The organism is Helicobacter pylori Shi112, from assembly GCF_000277405.1.
In the GTDB taxonomy this organism is placed as follows: domain Bacteria; phylum Campylobacterota; class Campylobacteria; order Campylobacterales; family Helicobacteraceae; genus Helicobacter; species Helicobacter pylori_C.
Genome location: NC_017741.1, coordinates 419,873 through 444,220, shown reverse-complemented (window position 1 = coordinate 444,220; position 24,348 = coordinate 419,873). Strand labels below are relative to the sequence as shown.

The window sequence follows — 24,348 nt, the reverse complement described above, 5'->3', positions numbered from 1 at the left end:
AGTAGATTATTATGTTTGGCATGGGCTTTTTTGAAATCCTTGTGGTGTTGGTTGTAGCGATTATTTTTTTAGGGCCAGAAAAATTCCCCCAGGCTGTCGTGGATATGGTGAAGTTTTTCCGCGCGGTTAAAAAAACGCTCAATGACGCTAAGGACACTTTGGATAAAGAAATCAATATTGAAGAAATCAAAAAAGAAACCCTAGAGTATCAAAAGCTCTTTGAAAACAAAGTGGAGAGTCTTAAGGGCGTTAAGATTGAAGAATTAGAAGACGCTAAAGTAACTGCAGAAAATGAGATTAAAAGCATTCAGGATTTGATGCAAGATTATCAACGCAGCTTAGAAACCAACACAACCCCTAACCATTTAAGCGAAGAAGTTTCCAATGAAGAAGCCCTAAATAAAGAGGTTTCAAGCGATGAATCTCCTAAAGAAGTCAAATTAGCAACCGATAACAACACCAAAGAACACGACAAAGAAAAAGAGCATGTTTGAAGATTTAAAACCGCATTTACAGGAATTAAGAAAGCGTTTGATGGTTTCTGTAGGGACGATTCTAGTGGCGTTTTTGGGGTGCTTTCATTTTTGGAAAAGTATTTTTGAATTTGTTAAAAATTCTTATAAAGGCACGCTCATTCAGCTCTCCCCTATTGAAGGGGTCATGGTAGCGGTTAAAATCAGTTTTTCAGCCGCTATCGTCATTTCCATGCCTATTATTTTTTGGCAATTATGGCTCTTTATCGCTCCAGGGCTTTACAAGAATGAAAAAAAAGTGATTTTGCCTTTTGTGTTTTTTGGGAGCGGCATGTTTTTAATTGGGGCGGCATTTTCTTATTATGTGGTGTTCCCTTTCATCATTGAATACTTAGCCACTTTTGGGAGCGATGTGTTTGCGGCTAATATTTCTGCTTCTAGTTATGTGAGCTTTTTCACGCGCTTGATTTTAGGCTTTGGTGTGGCGTTTGAATTGCCTGTTTTGGCGTATTTTTTGGCTAAAGTGGGCTTGATTACCGATGCGAGCTTGAAAGCGTATTTTAAATACGCTATTGTAGTGATTTTTATTGTAGCAGCCATTATCACTCCCCCTGATGTGGTGAGTCAAATCTTTATGGCGTTGCCTTTAGTGGGGCTTTATGGGCTTTCTATTTTGATCGCCAAAATGGTCAATCCGGCTCCCAAAGATAGCGAAAATGACAACGAAAATGACAACGAAAATGACAACGAAAATGACAACGCAAAAGATAGCGAAAATAACGCCAAAGAAAATGAAAAAAGCGAGTCGTAGTTGAAAGAATTTGATTTAGAAAGCTATGATTATGATTTGCCTAAGGAATTGATCGCAAACTACCCCATTTTGCCCAAAGAAAAGGCTAAATTACTCGTATATGAAAGGCGTTCGCAAAAAATCACGCACACCACTTTTGAGCATGTTTTAGATTTTTTCCCTAAAAACGCCCTTGTGGTGTTGAACGACACTAAAGTGATTAAGGCCAGGCTTTTTGGTTCTAAGCATGCCTTTTTGCCATCAAAAACAACCGAAGTGTTTTTCCACCGCTTTTTTAAAGATAATACCGCTCTAACTCAAATCAAGGGCAAGATCAAAGTGGGGGACAAAATCTTTTTTGATGCAAATTATCACGCTGAAGTTTTGGAATTGCTTCATAACGGCCAGCGCTTGATCGCTTTTTATGGCAATAAAACCCCCTTAAATCAAGCGAATATCTTAAAACTTTTAGAGCAATACGGGCATATGCCCTTACCCCCTTATATTAAAAGAGCGGATGAAAGTTTGGATACGCATGAATACCAGAGCGTGTTCGCTAAACACATGGGTGCGGTGGCTGCCCCTACAGCATCATTGCATTTTTCTCAAAATACCTTAGAAAAATTATTGAAAGATTTCAAGCATGCTTTTTTAACCTTGCATGTGGGGGCTGGGACTTTTCTTGGAGTAGAAACTAAGGATATTAGAGAGCATCAAATCCATACAGAAGTTTTACGCATTCCTAAAAAGAGCCAAGAAATTTTGCAAAAAACCCAAGAGATTTTATGCATCGGCACGACCGCTTTAAGGAGCGTGGAATACTTTAAGCGTTTAGAAAACCCTAATCAAGAGGCGTTTGAATGCGATATATTCTTGCATCTTGCTAATCCTATTTTGCATGTTAATTATTTACTCACCAATTTCCATTTGCCCAAATCAAGCCTTTTAATGCTTGTAAGCGCGATGATAGGCTTAGAAAAAACCAAAGAAATCTATCAAATAGCCATAGAAAAGAAGTATCGTTTTTATTCTTATGGCGATGGGATGCTGATTTTATGAACCCCTTATTGCAAGACTATGCGCGCATCCTTTTAGAATGGAATCAAACGCACAACTTGAGCGGCGCGAAACATTTAAGCGAGTTAGAACCCCAGATCACAGACGCTCTAAAACCCTTAGAATTTATCAAAGATTTTAAAAGTTGTTTGGATATTGGGAGCGGGGCGGGACTTCCTGCTATCCCTTTAGCCCTTGAAAAACCTGAAGTCAAATTCATTCTTTTAGAGCCAAGAATAAAAAGAGCGGCTTTTTTAAGCTACCTTAAAAGCGTTTTGCCTTTAAGAAATATTGAAATTGTTAAAAAGCGTTTAGAAGATTACCAAAATCTTTTACAAGTGGATTTAATCACTTCTAGAGCGGTCGCTAGCTCTTCTTTTTTGATAGAAAAAAGCCAACGCTTCCTAAAAGATAAGGGGTATTTTTTATTTTATAAAGGCGAGCAGTTAAAAGATGAAATCGCTTGTAAAGACACAGAATGCTTTATGCATCAAAGGCGTATTTATTTTTACAAATCAAAGGAAAGTTTATGTTAAGAATTTTAATCCCCCTACTCATTATTGTGTGGGTTTTATGGCGTTTGTTTTTGAGACAAAAACCCCTTAAAGACAACCACTCTTATACGCAACAAACCCCTAAAGAATTAGAAGATCACATGATTGTATGCTCTAAATGCCAAACCTATGTTTCTAGCAAAGACGCTATTTATAGCGGGGCGGTGGCGTATTGCAGTGAAACTTGTTTGAAAGATAAGAGGTAAATATGCTTATTTTAGGACACCCTTTAATCCCTAGCGATCGTTTTATTTTCATTAAAAACACCGACGGCGTTCATTCTAGCACCAATAACGATATAGTATGTTTTGAAGCACACCCAAAAAATTTGGAATTAGCCAAATATTGCTGTGAAAATAGCGTCCATTTTAGCGTGATCTTTTTATCGCACAAAATAGAAACAGACACCTTTTTTTTATTCAACGCTTTCAAACCGCTCTATTGTATTTTTAAGGATATTAAACAAGCTATACTCGCCCAACAACACGCCACTAATTACTTACTAGATAGCAAAATTTTGTTTTCTATGGATTTAAACGATACAGAGTTGTGGGAAATTTGCGCTAAAAATCAGGTTGATGGCGTTATTTCTAAGGATTCACTCCTTTTAAAATAAGCCCTTTTTAAACAAATCTTAGTTATAATAAACCCTTTTTAAGGGGAGATGTCCGAGTGGTTGAAGGAGCACGCCTGGAACGCGTGTAAGGTGCAAGCCTTCGAGGGTTCGAATCCCTCTCTCTCCGCCATTTAAAAATGCCACGAATGCGAAACAAAAAACAAAAAGCTCCTTTCAAACAAACTGCGCCTTTCAGGGGTTAGAAAGATTTTCATGCCAATTTCCACATCCACCTTATGATACAAAACGATCGTGCGAAACTGCACCCCAAATTTCCCAATAGCCCTGAAATAAGTGTTACGAAAATTGAAATCTTTTAATGAATCCCAAGTATTCACCACCAAATCTTTGACTTTATTGTTGAGTATCCATGTGTTAGCGGCCAGTTGCAAGCCAAAGAAAAAAGCCCAGCGGTTGATAGGGTTTTTAGCGTAGGCGACCATAAAATCCCCTCCCACCCCATAAGTGAACATGTTCGCTTGTAAAGTAGAATCATTGTTAAAAAGCACATTACCATAATCTATAAAGAAATAATACCTAGAATAAGCCCAATCGTTTTTAGGATTCACTTCATAGCCTTGAAGGATTGAAGCCCCTTGTAAAAGCTTGTTGGTGTTTAAAGGGCGCATAAACACCATGCCCACTTGATAAGAAGAAGACATATAACTCAAATTTTCAGCATTTAAAATATTTAAAAAACTTATACTCAGTATTAAAATTCTTAAATAATACACTTACTTGCAAAATCCTTGTCTTTCTTTTTTCAAACCATCCAATGACCCTTTATTGCACTCAAAGAGTTATTTTATTACTTTTAAACGATTATCATAGCAAACAAACTAAATTTTTTTACAAATAGGAACGCTCATTGAACGCTCCATTTAGCCAATGATTATTGTCGGTCAAGGTAATTTTAATCAAAACATGCTATTATTTGGAACGATTTATTATTATAAGGCGTTAGAGACGCTTTGGCTGTTTAAAAAGAGCCTAATTTAAATGCAATCTTAAAAGGAGAAGCGCTTTGAAACTACTGGTAGTAGATGATAGCTCAACTATGAGGAGAATTATTAAAAACACACTTTCACGCTTAGGCTATGAAGATGTTTTAGAAGCTGAGCATGGGGTGGAAGCTTGGGAGAAACTAAACGCTAATGCGGACACTAAGGTGCTTATCACAGATTGGAACATGCCTGAAATGAACGGCTTGGATCTCGTTATAAAGGTGCGTGCGGATGAGCGGTTTAAAGAAATCCCTATTATTATGATCACCACAGAGGGCGGTAAGGCTGAGGTCATTACGGCTTTGAAAGCGGGCGTGAATAACTACATTGTGAAGCCTTTTACCCCCCAAGTTTTGAAAGAAAAATTAGAGGTTGTTTTAGGGACAAACGATTGAGTGTTAAAGCCAATGTATTATGAGTTTTTCTTTATCTTTCCTAAGGAGCAAGAGCTTTTTGAGAGCTTTCTTTTAGACACCACGCATCTAGCCTTAGAAGAATCAAGCCTAGAAAATTTAAAAGCGTTTGACGATAAAGAAACCATTGAATTTATAAGCCAATCCAGTTGGCATTATTTCGCCACTCATGACCCTTTAAAAGAAAATTTAAAAGAAAAACCCCCACACCTCAAAAATTTCGTTATCTTACGCTCTCAAAAGGATTTGAACGACTTGCTCATTCCAGCATTAGAAGCGTTTTGTTTGAGCTTGCAACAAAACCTGCAAAGCGGGTTTGATTTTTTCTATCTTTCACGCAATCTGGCCTCAAAAGACTGGCTAGAAGCCTACAAACAAGCTATTTTGCCGGTGCAATGCGCCAAATTTTACATATACTCTAGCTGGCATCAAAAACCAAGCCATGTCGCTACAGATGATAGCATAATGATTGATCCGGCTCTTGCCTTTGGATCAGGCCATCATGAAAGCACTTCTATGTGTTTGGAATTGCTCTCTAACCTTGATTTAAAACGCAAAAACGCTTTAGATGTGGGCTGTGGGAGCGGGATTTTAAGCATCGCTTTAAAAAAACAAGGCGTTAGCGCTTTAAGCGCTTGCGATACGGATAGTTTAGCCGTTGAAGAAACCCTAAAAAATTTTAGCCTGAATCAAATCACCCTATTAGCGCAAGATAAAGTCATTCATGGCTCTACGCAAAAAATTGAAGGGCGTTTTGATATTATTGTAGCGAACATTGTCGCTGATGTGATTAAGAGTTTGTATAGTGAATTTGTGCGGCTTTGTAACCACACTCTTATTTTATCAGGGATTTTAGAAACCCATTTAAACTCTGTTTTACAGATCTATTATAATGGATTTGAGGTTTTAGAGCAACGACAGCGTAACGAATGGGTCGCTCTAAAATTGCTTAAAAAACAATCAATAAATTAAGGATTATAATGAAACCAACGAACGAACCTAAAAAACCTTTTTTTCAAAGTCCCATTATCCTTGCGGTTCTTGGAGGGATTTTACTCATCTTTTTCCTACGCTCTTTCAATTCTGATGGCAGTTTTTCGGACAATTTCTTAGCTTCTAGCACTAAAAATGTGAGCTACCATGAAATCAAACAGCTCATCAGTAACAATGAAGTGGAAAATGTGAGTATCGGTCAAACTTTGATCAAAGCCAGCCATAAAGAGGGTAACAATCGTGTGATTTATATCGCTAAACGAGTGCCTGATTTGACCTTAGTGCCTTTGTTAGACGAGAAAAAAATCAATTATTCTGGTTTTAGCGAGTCTAACTTTTTTACGGACATGTTAGGGTGGCTCATGCCTATTTTAGTGATTTTAGGGCTATGGATGTTTATGGCAAACCGCATGCAAAAAAATATGGGTGGGGGTATTTTTGGCATGGGGAGTGCGAAAAAACTCATTAACGCTGAAAAACCCAATGTGCGTTTTAATGACATGGCAGGCAATGAAGAAGCCAAAGAAGAAGTGGTAGAAATCGTAGATTTCTTAAAATACCCCGAACGATACGCTAATTTAGGGGCTAAAATCCCTAAAGGCGTGTTATTAGTAGGGCCTCCAGGAACCGGTAAAACCCTTTTAGCAAAAGCGGTGGCCGGCGAAGCGCATGTGCCGTTTTTCTCTATGGGAGGGAGCAGTTTCATTGAAATGTTTGTGGGCTTAGGGGCAAGCAGGGTTAGAGATTTGTTTGAAACCGCTAAAAAACAAGCCCCTAGCATCATTTTTATTGATGAAATTGATGCCATAGGTAAGAGCCGAGCGGCTGGAGGCGTGGTGAGCGGGAACGATGAAAGAGAGCAAACCTTAAACCAGCTCTTAGCCGAAATGGATGGTTTTGGGAGCGAAAACGCGCCTGTGATTGTCTTAGCCGCAACGAACCGCCCTGAAATCTTAGATCCAGCTTTAATGCGTCCAGGGCGCTTTGACAGGCAGGTTTTAGTGGATAAGCCTGATTTTAATGGCAGGGTGGAAATCTTAAAAGTGCATATTAAGGGCGTGAAACTCGCTAATGATGTGAATTTGCAAGAAGTCGCCAAACTCACCGCAGGCCTTGCGGGGGCGGATTTAGCGAATATCATCAATGAAGCCGCGCTTTTAGCAGGAAGAAACAACCAAAAAGAAGTCAGGCAACAACATTTAAAAGAAGCGGTTGAAAGAGGGATTGCAGGGTTAGAAAAGAAAAGCAGGCGCATCAGCCCTAAAGAAAAGAAAATCGTCGCTTATCATGAAAGCGGGCATGCCGTGATTTCTGAAATGACTAAAGGGAGCGCTAGGGTGAATAAAGTCTCTATCATTCCAAGGGGCATGGCGGCTTTAGGCTACACCCTTAACACGCCTGAAGAAAACAAATACTTGATGCAAAAACACGAACTCATCGCTGAAATTGATGTGCTTTTAGGCGGGAGAGCGGCTGAAGATGTCTTTTTGGAAGAAATTTCTACCGGTGCGAGCAACGATTTAGAAAGAGCGACTGATATTATTAAAGGCATGGTGAGTTACTACGGCATGAGCAGTGTCAGTGGGCTTATGGTATTAGAAAAGCAACGGAACGCCTTTTTAGGAGGTGGTTATGGAAGCAGTAGGGAATTTAGCGAAAAGACCGCAGAAGAAATGGATCTTTTCATTAAAAACCTGCTAGAAGAACGCTATAAGCATGTCAAACAAACCTTAAGCGACTATAGAGAAGCGATTGAAATCATGGTCAAAGAATTGTTTGACAAAGAAGTCATTACAGGCGAAAGGGTGCGTGAAATCATCAGCGAATACGAAGCCGCCAACAATTTAGAAAGCCGTTTGATCCCTTTAGAAGAGCAAGCGAGTTAAGAGTGCGAGCTTACAAACGGATTTTTGATAAGGGTTTAAAGCCTTATTACAAACATTCTGTTTGTTTAGAGTTTTTTTTTAGACTTTGTTTTCTAAAAACTCATGCTTATCAACAGCGTTATAAAGCGTTCGCTCTAACGCTCTTTCCTTGTAAGTTTTTTAACGCTTGTGAGGTTTTTATCCCCACAATGGATTTTAAAATCGTTTTTATTCCCATTCTAAAAGCCAAGTTAAAAAGAGCTTCTAATGCCTATTAACCCTCTCTATCTTTTCCCTAATCTTTTCACCGCTAGCAGTATTTTTTTAGGCATGATGAGTATTTTTTACGCTTCCAGTTATCAATTTGTCATGGCATGCTGGTTAGTGGTAGCGAGCCTTATTTTAGATGGGCTTGATGGGCGTGTCGCAAGGCTTACCAACACCACTAGCAAGTTTGGCATTGAATTTGACTCTCTGGCTGATGTGGTCGCTTTTGGAGTGGCCCCAAGCTTAATCACTTACTTTTATGTGGGGTATAACTTTGGGCGCATAGGCATGGCGGTGAGTGCGTTGTTTGTGATTTTTGGAGCGATACGATTGGCGCGATTCAATATCAGCACCAACACAAGCGACCCCTATTCTTTCATCGGTATCCCTATTCCTGCTGCGGCGGTATTGGTGGTGCTTTGCGTGTTACTGGATAACAAATACCATTTTTTAGAAGGAAATACAGAAAAGTTATTTTTAGGCTTCATTGCCTTATTGGGGGTGCTTATGGTGAGCAATATCCGCTACCCTAATTTTAAAAAAGTCAAATGGAATCTCAAGCTTTTCATCTTAGTGTTGATTTTTTTATCGTTAGTGTTTGTGCGCCCTTTAGAGACTTTAAGCGTGTTTATGGGGTTGTATTTGATTTATGGCATCATTCGGTGGCTCTTTTTAATGGTAAAAATTATTTTTAATAAAAATAAAAGCACATGAAAGAATCTTTTTACATAGAGGGAATGACTTGCACGGCGTGTTCTAGTGGGATTGAACGCTCTTTAGGGCGTAAGAGTTTTGTGAAAAAAATAGAAGTGAGCCTTTTAAATAAGAGCGCTAATATTGAATTTGACGAAAACCAAACCAATTTAGACGAAATTTTCAAGCTCATTGAAAAGCTAGGCTATAGCCCTAAAAAAACTCTGGCAAAAGAAAAAAAAGGATTTTTCAGCCCTAATGTTAAATTAGCGTTGGCGGTCGTTTTCACGCTTTTTGTGGTGTATCTTTCTATGGGGGCGATGCTTAGTCCTAGCCTTTTACCTGAAAGCTTGCTTACGATTGATAATCATAGTAATTTTTTAAACGCTTGCTTACAGCTTATAGGCGCGCTCATTGTCATGCATTTGGGGAGGGATTTTTACATTCAAGGGTTTAAAGCCTTATGGCACAGACAGCCTAACATGAGTAGCCTTATCGCCATAGGCACAAGCGCTGCCTTAATTTCAAGCCTGTGGCCATTGTATTTGGTTTATACAAACCAGTGGTCTTATGGGCATTATTATTTTGAGAGCGTGTGCGTGATTTTAATGTTTGTGATGGTGGGCAAACGCATTGAAAATGTTTCTAAAGACAAAGCGTTAGACGCTATGCAAGCCTTGATGAAAAACGCCCCAAAAACCGCCCTTAAAATGCAAAATAACCAACAGATTGAAGTTTTAGTGGATAGCATTGTGGTGGGGGATATTTTGAAAGTCCTCCCTGGAAGCGCTATTGCGGTGGATGGCGAAATCATAGAGGGCGAAGGGGAATTAGATGAGAGCATGTTAAGCGGTGAAGCGTTGCCAGTTTATAAAAAAGTCGGCGATAAAGTCTTTTCAGGGACACTCAATAGCCACACGAGTTTTTTAATGAAAGCCACGCAAAATAACAAAAACAGCACCTTGTCTCAAATCATAGAAATGATCCATAACGCTCAAAGCTCAAAGGCAGAGATTTCTCGCTTAGCGGATAAGGTTTCAAGCGTGTTTGTGCCAAGCGTGATCGCTATCGCTATTTTAGCGTTTGTGGTGTGGCTCATCATCGCGCCTAAGCCTGATTTTTGGTGGAATTTTGGAATCGCTTTAGAAGTGTTTGTGTCGGTTTTAGTGATTTCTTGCCCTTGCGCTTTAGGGCTGGCTACGCCTATGAGTATTTTAGTAGCGAACCAAAAAGCGAGTTCTTTAGGCTTATTTTTTAAAGACGCTAAAAGTTTAGAAAAAGCAAGGCTAGTCAATACGATCGTTTTTGATAAAACCGGCACGCTCACTAACGGCAAGCCTGTCGTTAAAAGCGTTCATTCTAAGATAGAATTATTAGAGTTATTGAGTTTAGCGGGCAGTATTGAAAAGAGCAGCGAACATGTCATCGCTAAAGGGATTGTAGAATACGCAAAAGAGAATAACGCTCCCTTAAAAGAAATGAGCGAGGTTAAAGTGAAAACGGGTTTTGGCATTAGCGCTAAAACGGATTATCAAGGCACTAAAGAGATCATTAAAGTAGGCAACAGCGAGTTTTTTAACCCTATTAACACGCTAGAAATTAAAGAAAACGGGATTTTAGTGTTTGTGGGCAGAGCGATCAGTGAAAAAGAAGACGAGCTTTTAGGGGTGTTTGTTTTAGAAGATTTGCCCAAAAAAGGCGTGAAAGAGCATATCGCTCAAATCAAAAAATTAGGCATTAACACGCTTCTTTTAAGTGGGGACAATAGGGAAAATGTCAAAAAATGCGCGCTTGAATTAGGGATTGATGGCTATATCAGCAACGCTAAACCACAAGACAAGCTCAATAAGATTAAAGAGCTTAAAGAAAAAGGGCAGATCGTTATGATGGTGGGCGATGGCTTGAATGACGCTCCCAGTCTTGCGATGAGCGATGTGGCGGTGGTGATGGCTAAGGGGAGCGATGTGAGCGTGCAAGCAGCGGATATTGTGAGCTTTAATAACGATATTAAATCGGTTTATAGCGCGATCCAATTAAGCCGGGCGACCATTAAAAATATCAAAGAAAATTTGTTTTGGGCTTTTTGTTATAATAGCGTGTTTATCCCTTTAGCTTGTGGGGTTCTTTATAAGGCTAATATCATGTTAAGCCCGGCGATTGCGGGTTTAGCGATGAGTTTAAGCTCTGTGAGTGTGGTCTTAAACTCCCAAAGGCTAAGGAATTTTAAAATTAAGGATCATTGAATGAAAGCAACTTTTCAAGTGCCAAGCATTACTTGCAACCATTGCGTGGATAAAATTGAAAAATTTGTGGGCGAAATTGAAGGCGTGAGCTTTATTGATGTGAGCGTGGAAAAAAAGAGCGTGGTTGTAGAGTTTGACGCTCCAGCGACACAGGATTTGATTAAAGAAGCCTTATTAGATGCTGGGCAAGAAGTAATGTGATATAGAAGTGGTGTGATAATAATTGATAATAAAGGTGGTGTGATATAAAGATAGCAGTTTAAAGACCGCAACACTCAAAAGGGTCGTTGTCTTTTAATGCTTTGTTTGGGTGTTTTTACGCCCTTCCATTGCGATCTATCATAACCATAAGAGAAAAGTTATCGCGTTTTCCTTTTCTCATTTTAATTTTTTATCCATGCAAATCTGCTTATTCAAGCCGCTAATCACACCACCCATAAAAGAAAGGGAGTTGCGAGATAGATTGCTGTTGAATCGCGAACGAATGAGTTCACAGATTTTAACAAACAATATGCATAGATCAATCGGGTTTCATATCGCCAAGCATAAGCCCTTTATGTATCCAATAGGGACAAGAATACGAGAGTCATCATCTTTTAAATCATTGTCTAATCGCTACGATAAGCTATCCATGCTCTTTTGGTAAGGTTTAACCATTCTACACAAATTTCACTAAGATCATGCCACTAAACGCGTTGTTTTTATAAAATTCTATGCGATAGATCCTTTCTTGCTTGTCTAATGAAAAGCGTTTTTGAAAATCTTTAAATTTAATCGTATAACCCGCTTCGTTAGGCTTGCTTTCATTAGAGACGCTAAAGCCAATCACATTCGCGCGGATATTGTCCATAGCATGGATATAAAAACTCTCTTTCACTTCAACCACGCTCCCTATTTTAACCATTTGATCCTTATTATCAATTTGCATTTTCACTTCTTCTAAAGAATGATCAAACTCTATATAAAAGGGCGATAATCGTGTCATGAGCTTGTTGCCGTATTTTAAAAACACTTCTTGTTTATTTTTGACTAGCCCTACAATGTAAGCGTTGCTCTCTATGGGGATTTGTGGGATTTTAGTGTTGTAGGGTAAGGGGAAATGATTGAGTTTGGGGCGCAAGTTAAAAAGGGGCATTTTAGGCAGAGAGCTGATTTTTGCCCACAAGCTTTTATCATTGATTAGGGCATGCACGCTGCTAGGGTTAAGCTCAAAATCGCGCTTAAAAGGGATATTGAGTTGGTTGAGTAAGCCCTCAATGGCTTGCAAATGGTAAAACACCCTTGATGCTAAAGGGAGTTCTTTGCTGGCCTCATTGGCAAAAGCGCTCTTTTTTTGATTGATCGCATAAAAAGTTAGGGCTTTTTGCATTTCTGTATCGCCTTGCGCGGTGCGCGTGTTTTTTAAATGATACTCTTCAATGGGGTGCAATAAATGGGCGTTGATGCTCTCAATCGTATTGTTTGCAAAAGCAAGCAAGTTAGGGAATTTTGCCCCTTTAATCTCATCTTGATCAATAATAAAGCAATTCCCCCAGCGCTTAGGATTGAGCATCGCATCAACATAAACAGGGCGATAATACCCACCGCCATCATGCAAGTGCAAGACGGCATCTATATTGGGCTTTGCGATCAAGGATTTGATTTCTTGGATGGTGGGGTATTCAGGGTCATTCTTGTCTAAAGCGGCAAATTTGCGGTTCATATCCCCATACAAGCCCCTATGATTTCTCAACATGGAAGGCTTATTCAATACCGGAACCACTTCAACCAAGCCTTTTAAAACGCTATAGTGCATTAAAAACAAATTAGCCGCATTAAACCCCCCAGGCTCATCGCCTTGAATCCCTGCTAAAAGCAACAAGTGGGGGGCTTTGTCTTTATCCTCTACATTTGTAGGGACTTTTTCTATCGTTTCTATCGCATGCACAAACACCAAAGAATACAAGCCCCACACTAAAAGCCATATTTTTTTCATCCAATCTCTCTACTATTTGAAACTAAAAGATCGCTAATTATACCCAAAAACCTTTTTAAGGATGTTTTTAAAGTTTTCATAAAAAGGAACGAAAAATGCTTGTGAATAATCAATTCTACTTAAAGGTTTTTTATGGATATTTTAAAAACTCTTCAAAAGCATTTGGGCGATGTTGAAACAAGCGATTTTAAAACCAATGCGATAGAAAAATCCCAACAAATCGCCAAATTCAGTAGGGACATGAAAAATATAAACGAGAGCGTTGGAGCGTTACAAGTCTTGCAAATCGCTTGCAAAAAGCTTTTCAATAAGAGCATGGGTTTAGAAGATAAAGACGCTTTGCAAGCTTCTATCATTAAACAGGAATTGCGAGAAATTGTAGAAAATTGCCAGTTTTTAGCCTCCCCTTTGTTTGACACTCAGCTCAACATTGCAATCAATGATGAAGTTTTTTCCATGGTTGTGGATAATCCGTTGGATTTATTGGAAAATGCGGGCGAATTTCAAGCTTATTTGGAAGAAAAATTAAACGAAATTAAGGAATTATTAGGTTATTTGAGCGAAAGCCTTTCAAACCCTAAAGCCTTTATGCCAAGTTTTTCAAATAAAAGCCTTAAAGATTTGTTAAGCGATAATTTGAGGGCTTAAAATTCAGCTCTCTAGTTTAGAAAACTTGATTTTCCATAAAAAGAATGAGCCTAAAAACGCTATTACAAATAAGCCCACCAAGTAATAGCCCAAATCTGTAAATTCTAGGCTTTGTAAGGCGTTTAAAAGGCGGTTTTCAAATTTTAAGTGGAGTTTCTCGCTAACGACTTGAAAAAGCTCAATCAAGCCGATAAAAAGCGCGATAAACACGCTTAAGGCCGTGATAGAGATATTGTAATAGATTTTTCTTAAAGGGGTTTTGAACGCCCAGTCATACGCCTTAAGCATGAACGCCCCATCTAAAGTGTCAAACAAACTCATGCCAGCGGCAAAAAGAATGGGTAAAGAGAGCATGCCCACCACACTCACTTTAATCGCGCTGCTAGAGAGGGCCAAAAGCGCGATTTCACTAGCGGTATCAAAACCTAACCCAAAAAGAAAACCGATAGGATAAATATGCCACGACTTGGAGATGAAATTAAACAAGGGTTTAAAAAAGCGGTTGAGTAAGCCCCTACTCGTTAAGAGCCGCTCGATCTCTTCATTTTGTTGCTGGCTTAGGCTTTCATTAGAGTGCGATTTTTTGAATATTTTTAATAAATCCACTAGAATAATGGCATTCAATAGCCCTATAATGAGCAAAAAAAGCCCAGAAACTAAAGTCCCCACTACCCCCCCTATTTCTTCTAGCATCGGCGTATGCTCTTTAGCCCAAGCGATTGCAAACGCGCTGATGATGGTCATTAAAATCACCACACTTGAATGCCCCATAGAAAAGTAAAACCCCACACCATAGGCGTTTTTGCCTTGTTGGGTGAGCTTTCTAATGGTGTTGTCTATGCAAGCGATGTGATCTGCATCAAAGGCATGCTTTGCCCCTAGCATGTAAGCCATAGACGCTGCCGCATAAAACGAAGCGTTATTGGCCATAAAGAGCAACGCTAAACCTAATGCATGCAAGAACACAATCGCTAAAAAATAAGGAAACCACAATTTCACAGCACGCCTTTTAAGAAAAATAATACTTTTTAGATAATTGTAATATATTTTGTTAAATTAGAAAACTTTAGGATTTATTTTTTTGATTTATTAGGTTTTGTATTCTTTGTAAGCTCTAAAAAATTTTTAAGGGGAATGAGAATGTCTGATTCAAACTCGATAGCTTTTTTTAATCTTTCATAGTCTTCTTCATATTCATTCTTTACTTTACCTTCTATATCAAAAATATTTTTTTTGGTATATAGATCCTCTAATCCAAGTGCTTCTAAATAGGCATACCACTTGCTTTTTCTTATGTTTTTAATCGGTTTATAATGTTCTTTACTTTTAATGCATTCTAAGTATCCTTCAAAGCATTCAAAAAATTTATCGTGTTTAGCAATCTTTAATAATAGGTCTTCTAAATCGCCATCATCTTGATTGTTAGGGAATAAAAAGATTTGTTCTTTTGGAAAATCAATCCCTTTTTCTTTGAATTTTTCACGAATATACTCAAGCTTATTATCAAAACCTGCATCGCTTTCTTGGTTCTCTTTTTTTATGTCTGCATCAAAAATAATGCACACTTGTCTATATTCTTGGTTTTTATTCTTTAAAATATTCTTGATTCTTTCACAAAATTCATCTGAGAATAATTTATCTTTACCTTCTACATGGATTATATCAAAACGATCTTCATTTTTCCAAACATCAAGACACCAACCTAGAAAATTTTTATCACTTTTTCCTTCTGTATAAATGAGTGTCTTTTTACTCATAATTATTTTCCTTAAACCTTTCTTTACCTCCAAAAAGATTGGCATGATTCTTGAAATAAAGAGATAAATTTTCTCCATAATAAGGCTCTGCAACGATTGAACCATTGTATTGTTCTAAGCAAAACAACTTAGTCTGATTGGCAAAATCCTTTTCTCTGATAACTTGATCTAAAATTTCTACAAATTCTTGGCTGTGGGTAGTCATAAACACTTGCAAATTACGATCTTTGTTATTATTAATAAAATCAATAATCTCTTCTAACAATAACCCCATGCGAGAAAAATGCAAACCATTTTCCACTTCGTCAATATAGATCGTTGTTGCGTTATTGACAATAAAAGCACTCACAATATGCAAATACTTCATCAAACCATCGCCAAACATAGATAATGGGATTTTTTCTTTTATACCTTTCACTTTTAATTTGAGTTGGTTGTTGGCACTAAACCTGATGGCTTGAATACTTTTATCAAATTGGTTAAGGCTTTGATTCAGCCTTTTTTCTAGTTGATTGTTGTCAAGAATCTTACGCATTGCTTGAATGATATTAGGATCCATAATATGGATAGCATTAGGATTCATAATATCTCGCTTGCGAGCAACATCGCTAGGCGTTATGATGGCAGCGCTTTCAAAGGGTAAAAGCTTCCGTGATAGATCAGGTCTGAAATTGTTAAATTGCCTGTTATAGCTTGACTGATTAGGAATTGGTGGGAAATTGGGAATTCTAGCAATATTTAAATAGTCGTTATAGATTTCTTCTTTACCTTTTTTAAAAATGAACTTAAGTTGTGAGAATGCTTGCGCCTGTTCTACTGTGGGTATTATTTGCGACTCTATTGTATTTTGATATTCACTGGCTATGAATTTTATTTGCAAGTCCAAGGTCTGATTGTTATCTAAAGTTGTAACAATTTGTATTTCTTTCTTGGTGTCTAAACCATAAAACATTAAGCTTTTTGATTCTGATGTTAAAGGTTCTTTGCGTATATTGTCATAAATCTCTACTATATTAGCGCATGGGTGCATGGATTTACCTACCAAATAATACAACGCTTCTAACAAATTGGATTTGCCCGCATTGTTTTCACCAGTGATAATGTTAAGCTTGGTAAAACCATCAATTGTGGTGTCCTTAAAATTCTTAAAGTTTTTGATGCGAACAGACTGAATCATTGAACCCCTTTATCCAAGCAGAAATTAACGCTTGACATTATAGCGCATGCAATTACGACAAAATTTTAAAAGAACTTGAGGACAAACGATCTGATGGGATCAGTTCATCTCTTTTCGTTCAAAAACCTAACCCATTCGTCTCTGTCAATCAAAAGCACTTCGTTAGCTTGGGCTAGTTTTTGAGCGGCTTGCGTGAAATAGCTGTTAGTGATCACGCAAGCTTTTTCGCAAGCGTAGTAAGCTTTAGAAGAGACCACCTCTTGAATGGCTTTGGGCGAAACTTTATGCGAGTAGCGTTTGGCCTGAACCGCCCACTTGATGCCGTCTTTTTCTATAATCAAATCCGCTCCATAATCGCCGCTTTTTTGCGTGATGCTCACTTCAAAACCCTTTGAAGTGAAAAAGATTTTGGAATATTCTTCAAATTCAAAGCCGTTCATGGCGTCTATTTTTTGTAAGGCGCGTTTGAGTTGGCGCTTCTTATACGAAGAAATAACGCCTTGAAAAAGCACTAACATTGAAAAAACGCCAAGAAGCGCTAACAATTTTAAAAGCAAATCATTAGCTGAGGTTACTAATTTCAATTCTAAGGCTTTTTCCAATAAAACATGCCAGGCTAAATAAATCCCTACCGAAAACAAAATGACAAAAATAAAAAATACAATCTTTTTCATGCCTTAAAGCCACTCTGCATTTTCTATAGCGTTCAAACGCTTTTCTAAACCCTCCATAAGAGAATAGTAAGCCTTATTAAGGGCTTTGATTAAAGCGTTATGATAGGTTTTATCTTCTTGGGAAAAAAGAGAGGGGTTATCGCCCAAACGATTAGCGTAATAAACAGGCACGCTGAAAGCGGTGGGGATTAAAAGGGTGTCAAACGGGCAAGTTGTTTGCGGGGTGCATTCTAAAATCAAGCTCGCTTGAAGGTTTAAAAAACGCATGACGGATTTTGGGTCAGCGTTAGGCTCAATCGTCTTTTTAAGCCTTTCTTTAATGGCTTTTAAATCTTTAGGACTCTCTTCAAAAGAAAAAAAAACATTGCCTGAAACATTGAGAATAAAAGCGCTTTTATCTTTTAAAAAATAAGCGATTTGTTGGATGATTGCTTTTTTAAATTCTTTTTGGTAAAAGGGTGGCACAAAACGGGCGTTAAAAAAGATTTTAGGGGGGGTTAAAGTGACAGCGGTTTTTAAAGTGCTATTCTTGGGGTAATTTTTATATTTTAAATGGAGTGTGGTTTTGTTGAAAAACTGACACCCTAATAAAATAAAAACAACACCAACGCTTAAAACCCTTAGCATTCTATCAAACGCCCATGCTCTAATTTCACATGCTTAGTGGCTAATTTTAGCGTGCTTGGGTTGTGCGAGATGAGAATGATCAAACGATTTTGTTTCAATTCTAAAATGCTTTGTTTAACGCTCTCTTCTGTGTTATTGTCCAAAGCGGAAGTGGCCTCATCAAAGATTAACACTTGAGCGTCTTTATACAAAGCTCTTGCAATGGCGATTCTTTGGCGTTGGCCGCCGCTAAGATTAGCGCCAAATTCATCTAAAACGCTCTCTATCCCATGAGGCATTTTTTCCACAAAATCTAAGGCTTGAGCTTTTTTTAAGCATTCTTTGATTTTTACCTCATCAATTTCTAAACCATACGCCACATTTTCAGCCACGCTCCCGTTAAAGATAAACACCCTTTGAGTGACAACGCTAATCTTTTCTCTCAAGGATTTTTGAGTGATGCTCTCTATTTTTTGATCGTTGATGAAAATTTCGCCCTTGCTTGGCTCATAAAGGCGTAAGATCAGATTCACTAACGAGCTTTTACCGCTCCCGCTTTCGCCTTTTAAAGCGATGATTTCATTTTGTTGGAATTTCAAACTAATATCGCTTAAAACATAACGCTCTTGATTGTCTAGCGTATAAGCCAGCCATACTTTTTTAAATTCTATGGTGTGTATAGCGTCATTTAGCGTTAATTCCCCATCAACAATAGCCGGCTCTCTTTCTAAAATCTCATGGATTCTGTCGCTAGCGACTAAGGCTTCTTGAAAATTAGAAACAATCCTAGTCAAGCGTTTGATCGGCGTATAGAGCATAAAAAGGGCCGTGATGAAAGAAAAAAACGCCCCCACGCTAATATGGCCTCTAATCACTTCATTCCCCCCTAAATAAATCACTAGCGCTATAGCGATAGAGCCTAAAAACTCCATTAAAGGCGAAGAAATTTCAGCCACGGCGATGTTTTTGATGCCGATTTTAAAAAACGCTTCATTTTCTTTCACAAAAGCCTTATGCTCTAACTTTTCGCCATTAGAGATTTTAATCGCTTCCACATTGTTAAAGACTTCACTCAAACGAGAGGTGATTTTGGCGTTACTCTCTTGATGGGATTTAGCGAGTTTTTTAACCTTACGAATGATTTTACTGATAGGAATAGCGGCTAGCGGCATGATCACTAGCCCCACTAACGCTAATTTAGGGCTTTGATAAACCACCACCCCCACTAACCCAACAATCGTTAGCCCTTCTCTTATGCTCTCTGAAAGGTAATTGGACAAACTCGCTCTGATCAAACCTATATCATTGGTGATCCTTGCGATCAATTCGCCCTTTTTAGTCCTGTTAAAAAAATCCATTTCCATTTTGAGAAGGCTTTCTAACATGGTGTTGCGTATTTTTTTGACAATATCAAGCCCGATAAAGTTAGTGAAATAAGTCCCTAAATACATGCCCCCACTCTTGCCCAAATACGCCAAAATCACTAAAAAAGGCAGGATTTTAAGCATGTGAGTGTCTTTATTGATAAAAATTTCATCTAAAGTGGGCTTGACCAAATAAGTCCCCCAAGCCGTGCTTAAAGCCACCACTAAAGAAGAAAATAAAACCACTATAAAACTTTTATAATGCTCTTTAAGATATTTAGAATAACGCCTGAAAAAGAGTTTCAAATGTTTAACCTTATGGATTTGACTAAACTCGTATTATAGTGTTTTTATTAAGGGATTTTTAACGCTTTAATAAACAGCTTAAAGCGCTTGATTAGAATTTAGCGCTAAGAGTTGTCATCAAATGGCTCCTGTCTGAATAAAGCGCTTTAGAGCCGGGCGTGGGCTTATAACTCCCTACCGTAAAGCCTGAATGCGTCATCACGCCAAAATATTCTAATTTCACGCTCGCTGTCAAACTCTTACTGATCTTATAGCCCACATTAACAGCCGCGCTCGCTTCATTGGCTAAAGTGCCACTAGTCCAACGCCATAAAGTCCCCCACAGCCACTTTTTATGCACGCCCCCACCAAAAACCCAACCAGAGATGGCATCAGCGGTTACCACATGGCTTATCGCTTGCCCTATATCATAAACGCTATTGGTCCAAAAATCAATGCCTAAAGGGTTTCCTGTCGTGCCGATGTAAGCGTTTGCGTTTTTCCATACTTTATAGAACGCTCCTCCAAAATTAAATTCATTGTAATCAAATCGTTGCCTAATAAGCAAGCTTTGCCCGGCGGTGCCAGCCTTTATGGCGTAACGATAAGTATCCCTTTTTAAGGGGTCATGGACAGGGAGCAAAATGTAAGCTTTTGTTTCTGATCTAAAGCCCACACCATCAAAATTAGGGTTACTATCATAGCCTACAACCACCCCAGGGCTATAATAAGTCCCGGGCGAAAATTGGAAAAAAGGGCTGATACTAACCCCTTTTCTTTCATAAGTGTAATTCACTAAATGGATACCATAATTTAAAGTGCGCCCGTTTTTAATCACGGTTCTTGGAGAGTAAAAATCATAAATCCACTCCCCATAAGCGAACGCCCTACCCCATGAGCTAAACCACCATAATTTATGAATCCCTTCACTTTTATCCTTGACTTTAGCGCTGATTTCAAAACCTTGCGTATAACCGCTCATATAAGGAGCACTAGATTGGTAACGCCCCCCTTTAGCTAAAAAAATATCCTTATAGCGGTATTCTAAAAAAGCGTTATTCATCAAGTAATTACGGCGGATTTTATTGGCCCTAGCGTTCCCGCACGCTATAGAGTCAATCACCTTGCCATCAGACCCAAGCGCGCACTCATGGATACTCGTGCCATCCAATAAGGCTCTTTTACCCCCTAAATAGCCATCCCAATAACCGATGTAGTTATAAATAACCGATCCGCCTTGATTGAATTTGGTGTCATCATAAGCGACCCCTCCTAGCGTGCCACCGACTTTTCCCTCTAAAACATGCCCTTGATCTTTAAGGCCTTTGGATAAAAAATCCGCATAGATATTGCCCTGCCCTACAGCGGTTACAAAGGTTTCTGTAGGATAAATCCCCCTAGAAATATCAATCTTTTTTTTATTGAAGCCAACTTTAGAAAAGGACTCCGCTAAAACTTCAATTTTATAATCAAACGCTTGCAAAGAAGCGCTTAAGCTTAAAACATATAACCCACAAAAAACTTTATTCTTTAAAGGCGTGCTATTTTTCATTTTTTTCCTTTTAATAGCAAATACATCTTAAAGATTATGACTTAAAGACTATACAATTCTTAACTAATCTAAAAACAAAGAAGCGTAATCAAGCTATTTATTTACTTTTAATTAACTCAACTATTTTAGATTATAACGAAATTTTTTTAGTTTCATGCTAAAATGAGATAAGGTAAATCAAAATTTAATCAAAGTGGGATTTTTGTGCTGTTTTATAACCAAACCCATTTTTTTAATATGAAAGCTCTCATATTGATTTTAAAAATGCCAAAAAGCATCTTTTAAGTTTGACAATCAATCTAATAGCAAAAACTCCAACACCGCCATGCGCATCGCCACGCCGTTTTTGACTTGCTCTAAAACTTTAGATCGCTTATCTTCTAACACCGTGCTTTCTATATCAATATCCCTATGCACCGGGCCTGGGTGTAAAATAATGATCTCTTTATTTTTAGCGTGAGTCTCTAGGCGTTTTTGGGTGATGCAATAAGCGTTACCATAATCTTTCAAGCTTGCAAAAATGGGCGCGTTGTGCCGTTCGGTTTGGGTTCTCAAACTCATTAAAATGTCTGCAAACTCTATCGCTTCTTCAATGTTATGCGTCGTTTTTAAAGAAGCGATAGGGAGCATGGAGCTTGGAGCGCACAGCATGATCTCAAGCCCTAGCCTTTGGAGCAATTTAATGTTGCTATTAGCCACTCTGGAATTTTTCACATCGCCTATGAAAGCGATTTTTTTCCCTTTTAAATTTTCTAAACCGCCAAAATGCTGATAAAGGGTGAGCAAGTCTAATAACGCTTGGGTAGGATGAGCGCTTACGCCGCTTCCTGCATTAATCAAGGGGCATTGAGAAAATTCGGCTAATTTAAAAGGTGCGCTTGAAAAAGCATGCCGTGTGATGATAGCGTCAGGCTGCATGGCATGGATATTTTTAAAGGTGTCTGTTAGGGTTTCACCCTTTGAAGCGGAGCTTGTTTGCATGTTTAATTTCACGATTTTTGCCCCCAATCTCAAGCTTGCGATTTCAAAACTAGACACCGTTCTGGTGGAATTTTCAAAAAATAAAGCCACGATGATTTTATTTTGCATTTTTTCTTTTGTTTCTAAAGATACGGCGTTAAAATCGCTCGCATAAACGCTCGCTTTTTTTAATAAAAGCTTGATTTCATCTAGGCTTAAATCGCTGGTTTGGAGCAAGTGTCGGCATTTTTTTGGCATAAAACCCCCTTTTAGTTATAATATAGACTTTATTTTAGCTAAAAATGGCATGGGTTTTAGCAAGGAATGGGCTTGAAAAATCTCTCAACGCTTCTGGTGTTTTTATTCTTTTGTTTAGGGTGTGTGAGCAATTTTAATGAAGACACTTACACGCCGGATCTCATTTTAGAAAAAAAGATCCAAGCCAGCAGGAAGGGCGAAATCACCCAAGATAATGTGCCTATCATCACGGCTATCGCTACGCATTTAAACGATGTGGATAGCGGCGCTTACTATGACCATGAGTATTTTTTAGTGGAGATTTTCACGCAAAATAACAATTGGATTGATGATGGCTATATTTCTTATGAACTTTTTGGCACAAAACCTATAGGAAAAGAGCCTTTATGGGTGCGAGAAATCACAAAAGATGAATTTGATGGCATTTTAGAAACCACGAATCGCTGGAGCAGAGCCTTTTTACTCGCTTTTGACAAATTGGATTATTTAGCGGTGCAAGAAGCCAAACTAGAGCTTGATGCCTATAGTTTAGGCAAGATTGTTTTTAATTTCGCTTATCAAGTCCCCTTACCTCAATTTTAATGCGCTTAGATTACGCTTTATTCAACCGGCATTTAGTGGGTAGCAGAGAAAAAGCTAAAGCGTTGGTTTTAAAAAATCAGGTTTTAGTCAATAAAATGGTGGTTTCTAAACCCTCTTTTATTGTTAAAGAGGACGATAAGATTGAACTCATCGCTACAAACCTATTCGTTAGCAGGGCTGGGGAAAAATTAGCGGCTTTTTTAGAAACCCATTTCGTGGATTTTAAGGGAAAGGTGGTTTTAGATGTGGGAGCGAGCAAGGGGGGCTTTAGTGAAGTGGCTCTTTTAAAAGGGGCTAAAAAGGTGCTTTGCGTGGATGTGGGGAAAATGCAATTAGATGAAAGTTTGAAACAAGACAAGCGCATAGAATGTCATGAAGAATGCGATATTAGAGGGTTTAAAACGCCAGAAACAATTGATTTAGCGCTTTGTGATGTGAGCTTTATTTCTTTATATTGTATTTTAGAAGCGATTTTGCCTTTAAGCGATGAATTTTTAACACTTTTCAAACCGCAATTTGAAGTGGGCAGAGCAACAAAACGCAATAAAAAGGGGGTGGTGGTGGATAAAAAAGCCATTTTGAACGCTTTAGAAAACTTTAAAAACCATTTAAAAACAAAGGATTTTCAAATCTTAAAGATCCAAGAAAGCTTAGTGAAAGGGAAAAACGGGAATGTTGAATTTTTTATCCATTTCAAGCGAGCCTAAAATTAAAAGCCTAGCTATCGGTAAATTTGACGGCTTGCATTTAGGGCATCAAGCCCTTTTTAAGGAATTAAAAGATCCCAAAGCCCTTTTAATCATAGAAAAAAAACATTACACCAAAGGCTATTTAACCCCCCTAAAATACCGCGCTAAACTCGTGGGCATGCCTTTATTTTTTGTGTATTTAGAAGAGATTTCGCCATTAAACGCTTCAGAATTTTTAGATCTTTTAAAAAAGAAATTCCCCCATTTAGAACGCCTGGTCGTGGGCTATGATTTCAGGTTTGGGCATGAGAGGCAAAATGACGCTTTATTTTTAAAAGAGCGTTTTGAAAAAACCATTATTGTGCCTGAAGTGAAAATAAAAGAGATTAGCGTGCATTCTAAAACTATCAAACTAGCCCTAAGTCATGGCGACTTATCTTTAGCTAACAAGCTCTTAGGCAGGCCTTATGAAGTGTGCGGGGAAGTCATTAGCGATCAAGGCTTAGGGCATAAAGAATTAGCGCCTACTTTAAATATAAAAACTAAAGATTTTATCCTCCCTAGTTTTGGGGTGTATGCGAGTTTAGTGAAAATAAAAGATCCAATTTATCAAAAAAGCGTGAGTTTTATAGGCAACCGCTTAAGCACGGATCAACATTTCGCCATAGAATGCCATGTCCTTGATACCATCATAGAAAACCCGCCCCAAGAAATCGCTTTGCGTTTGGTCCAAAAAATACGAGACAACATGCGTTTTTCTTCGTTAAAAGAGCTTAAAAATCAGATCCAACAAGACATCTTAAGGGCCAAAGAGATTTTGAGATAATTTGTGTTAAAATGGCTTTTAAAAACCT

Annotated in this window: 27 protein-coding genes and 1 tRNA gene; 18 read left to right on the top strand and 10 right to left on the bottom strand. The window is 38.3% G+C overall.

The genetic code is table 11. The features are described from left to right. The first annotated feature begins 11 nt into the window (after positions 1-11). The 7 genes from tatB to HPSH112_RS02130 all read left to right on the top strand — a co-directional run bounded on the left by tatB (position 12) and on the right by HPSH112_RS02130 (position 3,619). The gene (gene tatB / locus HPSH112_RS02160) at positions 12-494 is read left to right on the top strand and encodes a Sec-independent protein translocase protein TatB (RefSeq protein WP_000467596.1); all 483 of its coding nucleotides are present in this window, start codon (positions 12-14) and stop codon (positions 492-494) included. After that, positions 487-1,284, top strand: coding sequence for a twin-arginine translocase subunit TatC (tatC, locus tag HPSH112_RS02155; protein WP_000461252.1), 798 nt, complete (start codon positions 487-489; stop codon positions 1,282-1,284). Before tatB ends, tatC begins: the two co-directional genes overlap by 8 nt. Continuing rightward, entirely contained in the window at positions 1,285-2,322 is a 1,038-nt protein-coding gene (queA, locus tag HPSH112_RS02150; protein ID WP_000657327.1) for a tRNA preQ1(34) S-adenosylmethionine ribosyltransferase-isomerase QueA, read from the top strand. It begins immediately after the preceding gene. Next, on the top strand, positions 2,319-2,855 hold the full coding sequence (rsmG, locus tag HPSH112_RS02145; RefSeq protein WP_001068816.1) for a 16S rRNA (guanine(527)-N(7))-methyltransferase RsmG: 537 nt from the start codon (positions 2,319-2,321) through the stop codon (positions 2,853-2,855). Before queA ends, rsmG begins: the two co-directional genes overlap by 4 nt. Continuing rightward, on the top strand, positions 2,849-3,079 hold the full coding sequence (locus HPSH112_RS02140) for a PP0621 family protein (RefSeq protein ID WP_000944425.1): 231 nt from the start codon (positions 2,849-2,851) through the stop codon (positions 3,077-3,079). Before rsmG ends, HPSH112_RS02140 begins: the two co-directional genes overlap by 7 nt. A gap of 2 nt (positions 3,080-3,081) precedes the next feature. Continuing rightward, positions 3,082-3,489, top strand: coding sequence for a hypothetical protein (locus HPSH112_RS02135; RefSeq protein ID WP_000906076.1), 408 nt, complete (start codon positions 3,082-3,084; stop codon positions 3,487-3,489). 42 nt (positions 3,490-3,531) lie between these two features. Further along, positions 3,532-3,619, top strand: a tRNA-Ser gene (locus tag HPSH112_RS02130). A gap of 1 nt (position 3,620) precedes the next feature. Here the strand turns inward: HPSH112_RS02130 and HPSH112_RS02125 are convergent. Continuing rightward, a complete protein-coding gene (locus HPSH112_RS02125) occupies positions 3,621-4,223 on the bottom strand; it encodes an outer membrane protein (protein ID WP_000291641.1) in 603 nt (200 codons plus the stop codon). 290 nt (positions 4,224-4,513) lie between these two features. On the opposite strand from HPSH112_RS02125, the gene HPSH112_RS02120 reads away from it, so the two are divergent. Genes HPSH112_RS02120 through copP form a run of 7 tightly spaced genes read left to right on the top strand, consistent with a single transcriptional unit; the run spans position 4,514 to position 11,168 of the window. Continuing rightward, positions 4,514-4,888 carry a chemotaxis response regulator CheY gene (locus tag HPSH112_RS02120; RefSeq protein ID WP_000772153.1) on the top strand — a complete coding sequence of 125 codons (375 nt, stop codon included), beginning with the start codon at positions 4,514-4,516 and terminating at the stop codon, positions 4,886-4,888. A gap of 12 nt (positions 4,889-4,900) precedes the next feature. After that, positions 4,901-5,878 carry a 50S ribosomal protein L11 methyltransferase gene (gene prmA, locus HPSH112_RS02115; RefSeq protein ID WP_195154942.1) on the top strand — a complete coding sequence of 326 codons (978 nt, stop codon included), beginning with the start codon at positions 4,901-4,903 and terminating at the stop codon, positions 5,876-5,878. 8 nt (positions 5,879-5,886) lie between these two features. After that, complete coding sequence (ftsH, locus tag HPSH112_RS02110; protein ID WP_000805279.1) at positions 5,887-7,785, top strand: ATP-dependent zinc metalloprotease FtsH; 1,899 nt, start codon at positions 5,887-5,889, stop codon at positions 7,783-7,785. 2 nt (positions 7,786-7,787) lie between these two features. Then, a complete protein-coding gene (locus HPSH112_RS02105; protein WP_001203143.1) occupies positions 7,788-8,042 on the top strand; it encodes a hypothetical protein in 255 nt (84 codons plus the stop codon). Next, positions 8,032-8,745, top strand: coding sequence for a CDP-diacylglycerol--serine O-phosphatidyltransferase (pssA, locus tag HPSH112_RS02100; protein ID WP_001122209.1), 714 nt, complete (start codon positions 8,032-8,034; stop codon positions 8,743-8,745). The genes HPSH112_RS02105 and pssA overlap by 11 nt, the downstream gene beginning before the upstream one ends. After that, positions 8,742-10,967, top strand: a complete 2,226-nt coding sequence (copA, locus tag HPSH112_RS02095) for a copper-translocating P-type ATPase CopA (protein ID WP_000664953.1) — start codon at positions 8,742-8,744, stop codon at positions 10,965-10,967. Before pssA ends, copA begins: the two co-directional genes overlap by 4 nt. Next, complete coding sequence (copP, locus tag HPSH112_RS02090; RefSeq protein WP_000648264.1) at positions 10,968-11,168, top strand: copper-binding metallochaperone CopP; 201 nt, start codon at positions 10,968-10,970, stop codon at positions 11,166-11,168. Between the two features lie 457 nt (positions 11,169-11,625). On the opposite strand, the gene csd4 is transcribed toward copP, so the two are convergent. Then, a complete protein-coding gene (gene csd4, locus HPSH112_RS02085; protein WP_000725415.1) occupies positions 11,626-12,942 on the bottom strand; it encodes a DL-carboxypeptidase Csd4 in 1,317 nt (438 codons plus the stop codon). 132 nt (positions 12,943-13,074) lie between these two features. Between csd4 and HPSH112_RS02080 the strand changes: the two genes are divergently transcribed. Then, a complete protein-coding gene (locus tag HPSH112_RS02080; RefSeq protein WP_000353415.1) occupies positions 13,075-13,590 on the top strand; it encodes a flagellar FLiS export co-chaperone in 516 nt (171 codons plus the stop codon). A gap of 3 nt (positions 13,591-13,593) precedes the next feature. On the opposite strand, the gene HPSH112_RS02075 is transcribed toward HPSH112_RS02080, so the two are convergent. The 8 genes from HPSH112_RS02075 to pyrB all read right to left on the bottom strand — a co-directional run bounded on the left by HPSH112_RS02075 (position 13,594) and on the right by pyrB (position 22,223). Then, entirely contained in the window at positions 13,594-14,589 is a 996-nt protein-coding gene (locus tag HPSH112_RS02075) for a HoxN/HupN/NixA family nickel/cobalt transporter (RefSeq protein WP_000780449.1), read from the bottom strand. A gap of 74 nt (positions 14,590-14,663) precedes the next feature. Further along, on the bottom strand, positions 14,664-15,347 hold the full coding sequence (locus HPSH112_RS02070; protein ID WP_000039507.1) for a DUF3226 domain-containing protein: 684 nt from the start codon (positions 15,345-15,347) through the stop codon (positions 14,664-14,666). Next, positions 15,340-16,524, bottom strand: coding sequence for an AAA family ATPase (locus HPSH112_RS02065; protein WP_000616475.1), 1,185 nt, complete (start codon positions 16,522-16,524; stop codon positions 15,340-15,342). Before HPSH112_RS02065 ends, HPSH112_RS02070 begins: the two co-directional genes overlap by 8 nt. A 104-nt stretch (positions 16,525-16,628) precedes the next feature. Then, on the bottom strand, positions 16,629-17,198 hold the full coding sequence (locus tag HPSH112_RS02060; protein WP_000724640.1) for a restriction endonuclease: 570 nt from the start codon (positions 17,196-17,198) through the stop codon (positions 16,629-16,631). A gap of 3 nt (positions 17,199-17,201) precedes the next feature. Continuing rightward, complete coding sequence (locus HPSH112_RS02055) at positions 17,202-17,825, bottom strand: hypothetical protein (RefSeq protein ID WP_000946787.1); 624 nt, start codon at positions 17,823-17,825, stop codon at positions 17,202-17,204. After that, the gene (locus HPSH112_RS02050) at positions 17,819-19,474 is read right to left on the bottom strand and encodes an ABC transporter ATP-binding protein (protein WP_000765019.1); all 1,656 of its coding nucleotides are present in this window, start codon (positions 19,472-19,474) and stop codon (positions 17,819-17,821) included. The genes HPSH112_RS02055 and HPSH112_RS02050 overlap by 7 nt, the downstream gene beginning before the upstream one ends. Before the next feature lie 91 nt (positions 19,475-19,565). Next, positions 19,566-21,005, bottom strand: coding sequence for an outer membrane beta-barrel protein HofB (gene hofB / locus HPSH112_RS02045; protein WP_000798585.1), 1,440 nt, complete (start codon positions 21,003-21,005; stop codon positions 19,566-19,568). A 294-nt stretch (positions 21,006-21,299) separates the two neighbouring features. Next, on the bottom strand, positions 21,300-22,223 hold the full coding sequence (gene pyrB / locus HPSH112_RS02040) for an aspartate carbamoyltransferase (RefSeq protein ID WP_001124602.1): 924 nt from the start codon (positions 22,221-22,223) through the stop codon (positions 21,300-21,302). Between the two features lie 66 nt (positions 22,224-22,289). Here pyrB and HPSH112_RS02035 point away from each other — a divergent pair, with 66 nt between their 5' ends. Genes HPSH112_RS02035 through HPSH112_RS02025 form a run of 3 tightly spaced genes read left to right on the top strand, consistent with a single transcriptional unit; the run spans position 22,290 to position 24,320 of the window. Continuing rightward, positions 22,290-22,805: a hypothetical protein gene (locus HPSH112_RS02035; protein WP_000523555.1), complete on the top strand. Its 516-nt coding sequence runs from the start codon at positions 22,290-22,292 to the stop codon at positions 22,803-22,805. Continuing rightward, complete coding sequence (tlyA, locus tag HPSH112_RS02030; protein ID WP_001235217.1) at positions 22,805-23,512, top strand: 23S rRNA (cytidine-2'-O)-methyltransferase TlyA; 708 nt, start codon at positions 22,805-22,807, stop codon at positions 23,510-23,512. The genes HPSH112_RS02035 and tlyA overlap by 1 nt, the downstream gene beginning before the upstream one ends. After that, positions 23,478-24,320 carry a bifunctional riboflavin kinase/FAD synthetase gene (locus HPSH112_RS02025; protein ID WP_000931633.1) on the top strand — a complete coding sequence of 281 codons (843 nt, stop codon included), beginning with the start codon at positions 23,478-23,480 and terminating at the stop codon, positions 24,318-24,320. Before tlyA ends, HPSH112_RS02025 begins: the two co-directional genes overlap by 35 nt. The last annotated feature ends 28 nt before the right edge of the window (positions 24,321-24,348 follow it).